This window comes from Gilliamella sp. wkB112, from assembly GCF_001690685.1.
In the GTDB taxonomy this organism is placed as follows: Bacteria; Pseudomonadota; Gammaproteobacteria; order Enterobacterales; family Orbaceae; genus Gilliamella; species Gilliamella apicola_J.
In genome coordinates this window covers 60,328-73,597 of the sequence record NZ_LZGL01000015.1, presented here as the reverse complement: position 1 = coordinate 73,597, position 13,270 = coordinate 60,328, and the positions used below count along the sequence as shown (strand labels likewise).

Sequence of the window (13,270 nt, the reverse complement as noted above, 5' to 3'; positions counted from 1 at the left end):
ACCGCCCAAGAGTTCATATCGACGGCGGTGTTTGGCACCTCGATGTCGGCTCATCACATCCTGGGGCTGAAGTAGGTCCCAAGGGTACGGCTGTTCGCCGTTTAAAGTGGTACGCGAGCTGGGTTTAGAACGTCGTGAGACAGTTCGGTCCCTATCTGCCATGGGCGTAGGAAAATTGAGAGGGTTTGCTTCTAGTACGAGAGGACCGAAGTGAACGCACCGCTGGTGTACGGGTTGTGATGCCAATTGCATTGCCCGGTAGCTACGTGCGGGATAGATAAGTGCTGAAAGCATCTAAGCACGAAACTAGCCTTGAGATGAGTTTTCCCAGATGAGAATCTGTAAGGTCCGTTTGAGACTAAGACGTAGATAGGTCAGGTGTGTAAGTGTAGTGATACATTGAGCTAACTGATACTAATGAACCGAGAGTCTTAACCTTACAACTCGGAGTTGTTTTGGGCGCTAAGTAGAAGAAAAGCAGTTTGTTCCGGATTGGGTTGGTGTGTTATGAAGAAGAAAGGTATGACACATTAACAAAGAAATGAGAGTATACAGAATATGTCTGGCGGTAATAGCGCGGTGGTCCCACCTGACCCCATGCCGAACTCAGAAGTGAAACGCCGTAGTGCCGATGGTAGTGTGGGTATTACCCATGTGAGAGTAGGGTGCCGCCAGACTAATAAATAAGTGAGAGCCCAGCTGTGATGCTGGGCTTTTTTGTTTTTGCAGATTTTAATATAGCCATTTGTTTATGGAATTTATGCTCCATCTATTCGTAATAGTCGTTCTTGTAAGTTTAGTTTCTTTTTCTTATATTGCTGTAATCTAATAATACATAGACTGTATTTATTCTTCTTTCAGAAAAATGATTATATCGAAATCGTTTCATTGTTCTTTTCTTTATTGTATGAATTTAATAGAGCCCGTGAATAAAATAATTGAAATATGTTTTTTAAAACAATGTATTGTTTATTTTGTGTTTTGAAATTGGATTAAACTGTTGATAGCCCATATAAGAAACTATAATAACTGAATTATATTATGTTAAAAATTATAAGCGTTTAAATCATTTAATAGGATTTACAAAGAATTGAAAGAAGGAAAAAGAGCAATATTTTTTGTGAAATATTGCTCTAAATTTATTATTAACCTAAAAGTAATGCATCATCAGTTACTTTTTCACCGCGGACTTTTTCAAACATATCTAGCAAATCGGTTACGACTAATTTATCTCGTTGTTCACCGGATACATCTAGTACTACCTGCCCCTGATGTAACATAACCGTCCTTGTGCCATATTCTAAGGCTTGTTTCATTGAATGAGTTACCATCATAGTAGTCAAATGATTGGTAGAAACAATTTCGTTTGTAAGCTCTAAAACGAATTGTGCTGTTTTTGGATCAAGGGCCGCAGTATGTTCATCGAGTAATAATATTTTTGATGGTTGCAAAGTTGACATTAATAGACTTACAGCTTGCCTTTGTCCACCTGAAAGTAATCCCATCATATCGGATAATCGATTTTCCAGACCTAAATTTAAAGTAGCGAGTTTATCCTTAAATATTGTTCTAATTTTACGATTAAGGGCAGGATATAATGTAAAACTAAATCCACGGTTATAGGCAATAGCTAAATTTTCTTCTATAGTTAGATTTTCACAAGTACCTACCATAGGATCTTGAAATACTCTAGCAACCATACCTGCTCGTTTCCAAGCGGGCCAGCGAGTTACATCACGTTCGTTAATAATTACGTGTCCAGAATCTGCCAATAAATCACCGCTAATAACATTAAGCAAAGAACTTTTTCCAGCACCATTACTGCCAATTATAGTAACAAACTCTCCTTCACTTATATTAAGATTTAAACCTCTTAATACATGATTTTCAATTGGAGTACCTTGATTAAACGTTAATTGTAATTGCTCAACCTTAATCATGTTTACAACCTCTTTTCTTGGAGTATTTTTTTAATTGTTTTGGTAATACTAATGCAAGCACCACTAATATTGCGGTGATAAGATTAAGATCTTCTGTTCCCACTCCTATTTCTTGTAGAAACTCATTACTTAGTGCAAATGCAATAAATAAACGATATAAAATGGAACCAAAAATAACAGATAGCATGATTGCCCAAATGCGTTTAGTTGGAAATATACTTTCTCCAAGTATTATTGAGGCAAGTCCAATAACGATAGTACCAACTCCAATTGTAATATCAGCACCACCTTGAGTTTGTACAAAAAGTGAACCACCTAATGCGATTAGACCGTTAGATATAGCCATCCCTAGAATTGTGATAGATCCAGTCGGAATACCTTGAGACTTAGCCATTCGTTGGTTAGTTCCTGTAGCCCTTAAAGCTAATCCCATTTGGGTGTTGAGAAATAAATTAAGTAATAACCAAAATACAATCACAAATCCCAATACTATCAGAGGTTGAACTATATATTGATTACTATAATCTTCATAAATAAATGGCGAGAAAATGGTTTTTGCATCTAGTAATGGTAGATTAGGTGAACCAGCCATTCTGGGTGTTTCATTCATAAGATAAGGCCCTATACCTAGTATTCTAAGGTTTATAGAATAGAGTCCTATCATTACAATAATACTAGAAAGTAACTGTAATATATTAAGCTTAACATATAATAAACCGGTAACAGCACCAGCGGCACAACCAGCTAACATACCCAATAGAGTCGCCAGCCAAGGATCGATTCCTATATAGATGCATAAACCACAGATAGCACCTCCAAGTGGGAAACTAGCATCAGCAGTTAAGTCTGGAAAATCGAGTAAACGGAAGGAAATAAAAACCCCAAGACTAACTAGCGCATAAATAAGTCCAATTCCAAGTGAACCCAATAAAAATTCAAACGACATGAATAAAATCCATTAAAAATAACCGCCAGAAATTGGCGGTATGATTATATAAAAGTAGTATTTATTTTTCGACAATTTTGGCTGCTGATTTTAATACATCATCAGACAATGTAACGCCTTGACGTTCAGCAGCTTTAGTATTAATAGTTAACTGGGTAATATTTCCAACTTGTGGAGGAATATCACCGGGTTTTTCACCATTAAGGATACGAATCACAATTTTTCCAGCTTGACGCCCAAGATCATAATAACTCATACCTAAAGCGGCGATAGCACCACGCTCAGCAGAGTCAGGATCTGAAGCAACAAGAGGGATCTTACTTTCGTTGGCAACTTTTGCTAAAGCTTCATAGGCTGAAACGACATTATTATCGGTAGTAGTATAAATTAAATCAACTTTACCTTTTAGACTTTGTGCCGCAGTTGATATATCAGAAGTCCGTTGTGCAGGAGCTGCTATAATTGTCATTCCCCTCTTGGCAAGAGCAATTTGTAATTGTTTAAGCACAATAGTTGAATTAATTTCACTTGGGCTATAGACATAACCAATATTTTTGGCATTAGGCCTAATTTTTAGCATCATGTCAATTTGTGTTTCTAAGGGCAAAGCATCGGAAACTCCGGTGACATTAGTTTTGGAAGCCTCCCAACTTGGGGTTAATTTAGCAGCAACAGGATCGGTAACCGCAGTGAAAACGATAGGAATAAGTTTTGTCGTAGCCACTAAAGCTTGGGTACTAGGAGTTGCAATACCTACAATTACATCGGGTTTGCTAGCAACAAACTGCTTGGCTATTTGCGCTGCATTCGCACTGCTACCTTGAGCACTTTGAAATTGTAATTTGAAATTTTCACCCGAGATGTAACCGTTGTCTTTTAACTCATCTTCAACCCCTTTACGTACATTATCTAAAGCAGGGTGCTCTACAATTGCGGTAATAGCAACATACTTTTGTTCAGCAAATGATATAAAAGTTGTGAACGATAAACTCAGTAGCATAATTAGCTTTATAATAGATTTACTCATATTGGTTCCTCTGTAATACTTTTTTTACAACTAGGATAAATTCCTTCTTACTATAAAGCAAATTTAAATAATTTTCTAGATTAAAAAAATAGTAAGTGTAAATTTAAAATTACAATTTAACAATTACAGCATTTATTAATAATAGTTAATGAAGACACATGCTATGTGTATGTGAATTTAATAATTATTTGGATTATAAAATCTTAATAAGACTAAAATGTGATTTTATAAGAAAAAAATAAGTAGAAGTAAATACTTTTGCTCACAAACAAGAAAGCAAAAGTATTATTGAGCTGTGATTATTTATGTTCCATCTATAAGTTGATTATTTATTAATAACTTTATATGCCGATTGAATAACTTCTGGTGATAAAGTAATTCCTTGTTTTTCTGCTGCTTCAGTATTTAATACTAATCTAAGTGCTTGCCCAATTTCTGGAGTAATATCTCCAGGTTTTTCACCTTTTAAAATACGGACGACTAATTTACCAGATTGGCGACCGACATCATAGTAGCTCATACCATAAGCGGCAACGGCACCACGTTCAATTGCATCAGGAAACGAAGCTAACAGAGGAATTTTATTCTCATTAGCAAATTTTACTAATGCTTCATAAGCAGAAACAACATTATTGTCGGTGGTAGTATAAATTAAATCAACTCTACCTTTTAATGTATTGGCTGCAGTTGAAATATCAGCAGTGCGTTGTGCTGGGACTGCTACAAGGGTAATATTTTGTTTATCGAGTAATGATTGTAAATTTTTTAGAACTATAGTTGAGTTAATTTCACTTGGGCTATAAATATATCCCACTGATTTAACATGCGGTACAATTTTCTTCATAAACTCAATTTGTGGTCCAGTTTCTTGGTAATCTGAGACACCAGTAATGTTTGTACCACTTGGTTCCCAATTTTTGATTAATTTAGCCGCAAGAGGGTCAGTAATTCCAGCGAAGACTACAGGGATTTGTTTTGTGGCTGCCGCGGTAGCTTGTGCGCTAGGTGTGGCAATTGCGACAATCACGTCAGGTTTATCCGCTACAAATTGTCGAGCAATTTGGGCGGCAGTAGCACTACTACCTTGTGCACTTTTATATTGTATATTTAAATTGTCATTTATTATATAGCCACTATCTACCAATTCATCCTTGACGCCATCACGTATTTGATCTAATGAAGGATGCTCAACAATTGCTGTAATGGCAACGTTTTTAACAGCATCAGCTAAACTAAGAAAAGGTGTAAGTAATAATATAATAATCACTAAAAAGAAACGTTTCATCAGTAAATACTCATAAACTAGTACAATGGTTTTAGTTTAACAGAGTTAAATTTAAAAGTTAAGGCGTATTTTAATTTCATCATGTATTTTTTAAATTTTAAAAACAGTTCCTGCTATGTGTTAGCGGAACTGTTTGAGTTTTTACTAAATGTATCAATTTGTTATATATCAGCAGGTTTCCATGTCGGGGCGCCAATTAACATTGAATTTTTTAATATATTTACATTTTTATCAACAGCTTCAACAGCATTAACTAATACATCTTCCTGTTCAATACTAAGTATACCATCATACCCAGCATTTCTTAGTTCATAGCAGAAGCGGCTCCAAAATTGTTCCCCACCATTTTGTCCAATACCTAAAGTAATAAAGTTCCAGCTTCTATTATAGGCAAACTCTGGTGGTTGAGTATCTAATATCCCATTTTTATTACAGATATTTTTATTTATCCATGTATCCTTGATATGGGTGTGATATATCATGCCATGAAGTTCTCTGATAATGGTTAAAATATCAGCGCCTTGCCAGATTTGATGGGAAGGATCTAAATTTACCCCAATTGTATCACCAATATGGTGTCTTAATTTTAAAAAACTTCTTACATTATAAGCTAATTGCGCACCGTGTAATTCAATGGCTAGTTTGACATTTAAACTTTTAGCATAATCGGCTAGATCCTTCCAATAAGGAATTGCTACTTCATTCCATTGGTATTCTAATATTTTTTGTGTTTCAGGAGGCCATGATGTAACGACCCAGTTTGATGTTGTATCTGTTGGTGAACCGCCAGGTAATCCAGACATTAATACTACAATTGGTAAATTCATAAGACTGGATAGCTTGATTGTATCTCTAACAACTTTATCGTGTTCTTTTCCATGAATTGGGTGCAATTGGTTTCCGTTACAATTTAATGCTGCAATTGATAATCCTTGCTCTTTTATTGCTGATATAAAGGCATTTCTATGCTCCCTATTATTTAACATTCGATCTAGGTCAATATGTGGTGAATTAGACCAGTTTCCTGTACAGAATTCTAATGCTTCAATACCCAATTTACTAGCTGTAGTCAGCATTTCATTAAATTCTAAGTGACTTAATGAATCAGTTACCATTCCGATTTTCATATGTTTTCCTTATTATTTAACTAAAACTTTTTTACCGTTGTTATTCATTGATTCAACTAATGCATTTGCAACTTTTATACTTTGTAAAAAGTCATGGGGTGTTGCAATGTTATTACTAATTACTCGTTTTTTTGTGCATGCAATCCATTCTTTTAATTCGTTTCTATAGGCATCTTCGAAACGGCTAATCCAATCAGGATGATAAGCTATAGATTTAACTAAATTACTTGATTTGTATGGAGCATAAGTAGTACTCGGCATTAGATCTAAAATACCTTTTTCATTAACTACTTGGCAATTCACTTCATAACCATATTGAGCATGCACCATAACCTCGATAGTATGTAGTACTTTATTTTTTGTTTTTAAAACAAGAAATTGTGGATCATGTCTATTTGTCATTAACGATGTTGCTTTCCCACATAACCATGTTACTTCTACAATATCGTCATTTAATAACCAAGTTAGAACATCGAACTCATGTACAGTTGAATTGATAATTGTTGTTGAACTATCTCCACTAGGATATGATTTAACATTACGATGAATGGAATGAGTCATTAAAACTTCACCCAATTCTTTGGTTTCAATTTGATTTTTTAAATGTATATAACCAGGATCAAATCGGCGCATAAATCCAACTGATACATAGTGATCTCGAGAAGATTTTTCCAACTCAATAATTTTTTCAATATCTTCAAGTTTTATTGCTAATGGTTTTTCACATAACACAAATTTTTTTAGTTTTATGCATTCAATAACTTGTTCTGCATGATATTCATCTGGTGAGGCAATAATGATAGCATCAACTTTATTTGATTTAATCAGATCGTTAGGATCAGTAAAAAATAAAACATCATTACTATATTGATATATAAATTTATCCTGTAATGAAGTATCAATATCACAAACTGCTGTAATTGTTGCGCCATTAATGTTTTCTGTGATATTGATAAAATGCCCTTTTCCCATTGAACCTAGACCAATAATACCAATTCTTAAATTAGACATATGTAATACTCCTTTTATAATTTATTAGTTAGAATCTTCAATTTTTAAAATTCGAGATAAAATTTTGTCAAAATCATCAACATGTTTTGTTACTGATAAAATATCAATCGCAACATCATTTTTAATAAGTGGAGTTAGTGCTTTTAAAGTATCAATATGATCATTATCATTTTTCGATAAAACAGCTATTGTTATAAAAACTATATGTGATTCTCCCCACATTACTCCTTGCGGAAACTGAAAAACTTTAATATCACTTTTAAGAATGATCGTTCTATCGTCTTTCGATAAGTGAGGTATAGCAACACCATTGCTTATGTAAGTTGAGATTTGATTTTCACGTTTACTTAATGCATAAAAACAGTCTGTAGTAACATTTTTACTTTTTATAAATTCGTCCGATATTATTCTCAATGCATCTTTTTTATTTTCGGCTTTGCAATTTAAATAATAATTACTTCTATTTATCGTTAACATAGTTTTCTCCTGCTTGTTATGATCTGAATTTGTTTTCTATTTCTTCCAATGTTAAATTGCGTGTTTCTGGTAAAAACTTAAGTAGTACAAGTAACATGATGACGTTTGCAAATGCAAAAATACTAAATGTCATTCCTCCCCCATAAGTATTTAATAACCATGGAAAAATTGATTGAATTATGAAATCGAAAATGTACAGTCCAAATACAGCAATACCCATTCCTAATCCTCTCAAATGCAATGGGTAGATTTCTGATAGCATCAACCAAAAGGCAGGAGCTATCCAACCTTGCATAAATGTTAAAAATACGAGCATTAAAAAGAGAACAAGATAACTAGCTTCAGAAAAATTACCAACTAAGGTTTCATGACTATCAATGATTTCTGAATGAAAACAGAATTTAAATGTTAACCCTATTAATGTTAATGAGATTAATACACCTAGTTGTCCAGTAAAAAACATTTTACGCCTAGAATGTTTTGCTATTAAAAATATACCAAGTAGAGTTGCAATGATTGAAATTAAGCCATTAGCAACAGCACCAGTTACCGCAGCAGCATCCCCAAGCCCTGTTGCTTTAAGTACAGTTGGTGAATAATACATTATAGTATTTACTCCAGTGACTCTTGTCGCTAATACAATAATTAATCCAATAAAAATAAGTTTTAATACCCATTTTTTACTTAATTCATCAAAAATTTTGATTTTGTTATCTTTATTAGAAATTATTTGAACATCGGTAATTTCTTCTTCAATATTATTTGTTCTAATCGTTTTTAGTACTTTTCTGGCGGTATCAATGAATCCCATTTTGATTAAAAATCTTGGTGATTCAGGAAGTAATAACATACCAAACCATAGCAATGCTCCTGGAATAGCCGGGATTGCAAGCATAATTCTCCAATTATGATTTAATTCAGGAGCAAAATTGACAATACTAGCATTAACTGTATATGCTAAAAATTGTCCTGTAACTATCATTAATTCATTAATTGTTACTAGCCTTTCACGACGATTAATAGGAGACATTTCAGCTATATAAACAGGTACTATTACGGAAGCGCAACCAACAGCAATTCCTAAAATAAAACGAGAAATTAGCATTGTTAAGACATTCCAACTTAACGAAGTAGCTAATGCACCAAATATAAAAAATAAAGCAACAAATAGCATGGTTTTACGTCGACCATATTTATCAGATAGAACACCGCCAGAAATAGCACCAAAAGCAGCACCAAATAATAAAGATGAGGTAATAAATCCTTCGGCAATAGAAGAGAGTTTAAGATCGGTTGCCATAAAAATAAGTGCTCCAGAAATAACTCCAGTGTCATATCCAAAGCAAAGTCCCCCAATTGTTGCAATCAGGGTAATAAAATTTAATTTTTTTTTGACAACTTGTTTATCTTTATTTGACATAATTTTATCCTCTTTTATTAATTGAAATTACACTAATGCTCACGAGAGCTTAGCGAATTTTTATAATCCCTATAAATTTATAAATAGTTAGTAAAAAAATTTTTTTGTCTAAACTATTTAAGATTGCTCACGAGAGCAACTTGGCAATTGGATTTACTTTTTTATTTATAACTTCACATAGTTTATGTAATAGATCCTAAATATGTTTGTTATAAGATTTCTTGCTCACGAGAGCATTAATGATAAAAAAAATATAAAATTGCCTATTAATTAATTCAATTCTACAATAGTCAAATCTATAAAAATCAAACATACTTCACAAAATGATAAAAAAAAATCGTAGTACAGCATCTGATGTTGCAAAAAAAGCCGGTGTTTCTAGATGGACAGTTACACGCTCATTTCTTAATGAAGACTGTGTTTCGGAGGCCACAAGAGAAAAAGTAAAAAAAATAGCGGCAGAAATGGGATACATGCCTAATTTAGTAGCTAGAAGCTTGATAAAAAGACAAACTGGAATGATTGCAATCGTAGTAGATAATTTTATGAATTATTATTTTTATCAACTTATGCGTGAAATTAGTAAACAATTACAAGAACAAAATTTATTGCCTATTTTAATTAATATTGAAGATATTATTAATATTAAAACTATTAAACAGGCTGAACAATTTCAAGTTGACGGTATTATTTTTCTAGGTTCTTTTTTTAACGACTACTTAATTAGATTATCAAAAATTAATAATATGATTCCTGTTATTGTAATTGGGCGAGATGTCTCTCATTTAGGAGTAAGAGTTATCTCTGTTGATAATTATTTAGCCGGGCAGGAAATTGCGTCTTTGTTTTTGTCTTTAGGTTATACTTCATTTGCTTATATTGGTGCTCCAATAGATGATTTAGCTAAAAGACAAAGATTTAATGGTTTTTCTGATATGCTAAATATGCATAATAAAAATATAAATTTTAATTTAGAAATTGAACAATATAACATTATTCAATCATATAAAATGGTTAAATCTTTTCTTGAAAAAAATTCTTTTTCTATGGGTGTAGATGCTATTTTTTGTGAAAATGATACTTTAGCGATTGGTGTGATTGATGCATTAAGAGAAAAGAATCTTAATGAAAAAATAGCTATAGTTGGTTTTGATAATATTCAATTAGGTGCCTCTACTAGCTATAATTTAACTACTTATGATCAGAAAGTTGAAATTCTAGCAAAAGAAGCAATAAATATGATTTATCATTATGAAAATAACATTTATATAAAGGGCGAATTAGTGTTAAGGCAGTCTCATAAAAATAATTAGAAATAGTTTAGAAAAATTGTTATCTTAACTTATGTTTAAATATAAAAGGATTCATGCCACTTTTAGCAAAGCCTTCTTCTTCTGTTTTCATATCCAATATAAGTGAAGCAATATCGTCAGCGACAACTTCAATATGAGGATCTTTGTCTTGATCTAAGATTTTCAAATAACCATGACAGGTTTCACAACATTCAGTTTTGATTGCTGCTAGCTCATTTTCGAGTGAAAAATATTGGATATCTTGCATATTATCGCAACTGGTACATTTTATTCGAGGAACATACCATTCACTTTCACATAAACTACAATGCAGATAACGTAACCCACTGTTATTGCCTAATTGAATGACACTGGCAACAGGCATGCTATTACAAACAGGGCAAAACCAATGTTTATCTGTATTTTCTGCAATTGCAGTACCTTTGATTTGACTCGCTAGTTGGCTGTAATAAACTGATAATGCACTCCAAATAAAAACTGATTCATTGCCTGCTACTTGTTCAAATTTACCTGTTAGTAAAGATAAAGCCTTATCTTGTAATTGCTGTACACTATTTTGTTGCAGTTGTTCAATGGTTTGAGCAATTTCTGACGTAGTTTGAGCAAATGAAGTTAATAGTATTGTTAAGTAATCTTGCCATATAGCCGTTAAAGGCAACGCATCTAAACTTAATGGTGGTTGATCTTTATGCAGTGCATCTGCTAAATCCATTTGGATCGGTTTAAGTTTGACTATATTAGCTTGCCTTTCAGCAATGGAAGCACAAAAATTTAAGTAATCACTTAATGGGCTTTGTTTGGCTAAAGATCGTAAACGTTCGGTTCTATGAATATAGAGAGTATTTGGTAAAGGATAAAATAATAATGGAATTTTTCTGATAACAGAATTGGTGGTTTGTTGTGCAAGTTGTTCTTGTGCAATGATTTTTATGCTCATTTTAAATTGCCATTATTAATTATTTTATCCAAAGCTTGACCATCTATCAAAAATTAATTCCGCCGAGGGCTGACAGCGGAATTAATTATTTAAGATGTACAGTTTGTGCTATTAAGCTGGTTTGTGCTCTATTTCTGGTGACTGTGATTTAGTTTTTTCATTAGCGTTTAATTCTTTTTGATAAACTCGTTTCATTTCTTGTTCATACCAGGACGAGTGGTTTTTACGCGCCCATGCACGAGAAACATAACCAGTAATCATACCTTTAATTGAGCCTTTAACCCAAATAGCCATATAAGCATGACCAATAGCAAGTAAAATCAATCCAATAGCAGCTAACGAATGAAAGAATATAGCAATTCTAACCACCTGAACAGGGAAATAATCTGAAACATACCTGCGCCACATTATCATACCTGTAACAAATAATACCGAGATTAATCCCATAATGAACCAGAATAAAAACTTCTGCCCAACGTTGTATTTACCAATGGGAATACCTTCTTCTTTACCCATAATCACTTTTTTAAAGTTCTTGATCCACAAGAGATCATCTTTATTAGGAATGTTATGATGCGCGAGTTTTAAAAACATAAACATCAACATGACAAATACAATACAACCAATAATTGGATGTAAAACCCTAACTAATTGTGGTGTACCTAACACTAACCCAAATAGTTTAATAGAAGGAAAAAATAAAGATAAACCAGAGAGCGCAGTTAGTATAAACAGGCAAACCATACACCAATGACAGAAACGAACTATAAGTGGTGTTCTTAAAATCATGTTTTTCTTATTCATGACGGTTCTCCTGTTGCGATGAGCAGGTACTATTTTTGCCACTGAAAATAGGTAAACCTAATCGTTTTCGCGCTTTCCTATCAGCTTCTTGTTCATTTTCTATATCTTCTTCATCGACTTCAATTGCTCCGACTCCCATATAGTGGAACAGTAAACCTGCAAATGTGGCAACAAACGTTGCAGCAGAAAGTGGCTTCCAAGCGCCTTTCCAGAATTTAACTATTTCGCTAATATGTGGATCTTTTGGTAAGCCGTGATAGAGTTCAGGTTGATCTGCATGATGCAGTACATACATGACATGTGTTCCGCCAACACCCTCAGGATTATAAAGTCCAGCATGCTCAAAACCACGTTTTTTTAAATCTACAATTCGGTGTTCGGCGTGCCTAATCATATCTTGCTTAGTACCAAAATGAATTGCGCCAGTTGGGCACGTTTTTACACAGGCAGGTTCTTGGCCGACAGATACACGATCAACACATAAGGTACATTTGTAGGAGTGATTATCTTCTTTGCTTACACGAGGGATATTAAATGGACAACCGGCAATACAGTAACCACAACCGATGCAATGCTCAGATTGGAAATCGACAATACCATTAGCGTATTGAATGATAGCGCCCTCAGATGGACATGCTTTTAAGCAGCCTGGATCGGCACAGTGCATACAGCCATCTTTGCGAATGAGCCATTCAAATTTACCATTCACTTCGACTTCTGAATAACGCATCACGGTCCAAGCTTTGGGTTCTAAATCAGCAGGATTATCATAGACACCTACAGTATGACCGATTTCTGCACGAAGATCGTTCCATTCACTACAGGCAACTTGACACGCTTTACAACCTATACAGGTGGTGACATCAATTAATTTAGCGACTTCTTGTTGATAATCTCGTACATGCGGAGCTGGCGTTAACGAATTCGTTGCTGAACGGCGAATGATATCTTGAGTTTGTAATGACATAATTTAGCCTCCTATT

12 protein-coding genes and 2 rRNA genes are annotated in these 13,270 nt (G+C 33.7%); 3 read left to right on the top strand and 11 right to left on the bottom strand.

Features of this window, described 5'->3' with window-relative positions:
- Together A9G12_RS06665 and rrf are read left to right on the top strand one after the other, a co-directional pair.
- Positions 1-439 (top strand): 23S ribosomal RNA (locus A9G12_RS06665); the annotation flags it as partial.
- A gap of 122 nt (positions 440-561) precedes the next feature.
- Positions 562-677 (top strand): 5S ribosomal RNA (gene rrf / locus A9G12_RS06660).
- 468 nt (positions 678-1,145) lie between these two features.
- Here the strand turns inward: rrf and A9G12_RS06655 are convergent.
- The 8 genes from A9G12_RS06655 to A9G12_RS06620 all read right to left on the bottom strand — a co-directional run bounded on the left by A9G12_RS06655 (position 1,146) and on the right by A9G12_RS06620 (position 9,233).
- Complete coding sequence (locus tag A9G12_RS06655; protein ID WP_065565086.1) at positions 1,146-1,940, bottom strand: ABC transporter ATP-binding protein; 795 nt, start codon at positions 1,938-1,940, stop codon at positions 1,146-1,148.
- Positions 1,933-2,886 (bottom strand): ABC transporter permease, encoded by a 954-nt coding sequence (locus A9G12_RS06650; protein WP_065565085.1) that lies wholly within the window; start codon positions 2,884-2,886, stop codon positions 1,933-1,935. The genes A9G12_RS06655 and A9G12_RS06650 overlap by 8 nt, the downstream gene beginning before the upstream one ends.
- Before the next feature lie 61 nt (positions 2,887-2,947).
- Positions 2,948-3,913 carry an ABC transporter substrate-binding protein gene (locus tag A9G12_RS06645; protein WP_065565084.1) on the bottom strand — a complete coding sequence of 322 codons (966 nt, stop codon included), beginning with the start codon at positions 3,911-3,913 and terminating at the stop codon, positions 2,948-2,950.
- 325 nt (positions 3,914-4,238) lie between these two features.
- Complete coding sequence (locus A9G12_RS06640; RefSeq protein WP_065565083.1) at positions 4,239-5,198, bottom strand: ABC transporter substrate-binding protein; 960 nt, start codon at positions 5,196-5,198, stop codon at positions 4,239-4,241.
- A gap of 161 nt (positions 5,199-5,359) precedes the next feature.
- Positions 5,360-6,325: a sugar phosphate isomerase/epimerase family protein gene (locus A9G12_RS06635; RefSeq protein WP_065565082.1), complete on the bottom strand. Its 966-nt coding sequence runs from the start codon at positions 6,323-6,325 to the stop codon at positions 5,360-5,362.
- Between the two features lie 12 nt (positions 6,326-6,337).
- Complete coding sequence (locus A9G12_RS06630) at positions 6,338-7,336, bottom strand: Gfo/Idh/MocA family protein (RefSeq protein ID WP_065565081.1); 999 nt, start codon at positions 7,334-7,336, stop codon at positions 6,338-6,340.
- A gap of 24 nt (positions 7,337-7,360) precedes the next feature.
- Positions 7,361-7,813: a PTS sugar transporter subunit IIA gene (locus A9G12_RS06625; protein ID WP_065565080.1), complete on the bottom strand. Its 453-nt coding sequence runs from the start codon at positions 7,811-7,813 to the stop codon at positions 7,361-7,363.
- A gap of 16 nt (positions 7,814-7,829) precedes the next feature.
- Positions 7,830-9,233: a sugar porter family MFS transporter gene (locus tag A9G12_RS06620; RefSeq protein WP_065565079.1), complete on the bottom strand. Its 1,404-nt coding sequence runs from the start codon at positions 9,231-9,233 to the stop codon at positions 7,830-7,832.
- A gap of 323 nt (positions 9,234-9,556) precedes the next feature.
- Between A9G12_RS06620 and A9G12_RS06615 the strand changes: the two genes are divergently transcribed.
- Positions 9,557-10,546: a LacI family DNA-binding transcriptional regulator gene (locus A9G12_RS06615; RefSeq protein WP_065565078.1), complete on the top strand. Its 990-nt coding sequence runs from the start codon at positions 9,557-9,559 to the stop codon at positions 10,544-10,546.
- A 19-nt stretch (positions 10,547-10,565) separates the two neighbouring features.
- Here the strand turns inward: A9G12_RS06615 and fdhE are convergent, their stop codons facing one another.
- The 3 genes from fdhE to fdxH form a co-directional block, all read right to left on the bottom strand.
- Positions 10,566-11,483, bottom strand: coding sequence for a formate dehydrogenase accessory protein FdhE (gene fdhE / locus A9G12_RS06610; protein ID WP_065565077.1), 918 nt, complete (start codon positions 11,481-11,483; stop codon positions 10,566-10,568).
- 111 nt (positions 11,484-11,594) lie between these two features.
- Positions 11,595-12,287 (bottom strand): formate dehydrogenase subunit gamma, encoded by a 693-nt coding sequence (locus tag A9G12_RS06605; RefSeq protein WP_065565076.1) that lies wholly within the window; start codon positions 12,285-12,287, stop codon positions 11,595-11,597.
- Positions 12,280-13,254 carry a formate dehydrogenase subunit beta gene (fdxH, locus tag A9G12_RS06600; protein WP_081299685.1) on the bottom strand — a complete coding sequence of 325 codons (975 nt, stop codon included), beginning with the start codon at positions 13,252-13,254 and terminating at the stop codon, positions 12,280-12,282. The genes A9G12_RS06605 and fdxH overlap by 8 nt, the downstream gene beginning before the upstream one ends.
- Positions 13,255-13,270: the final 16 nt, after the last annotated feature.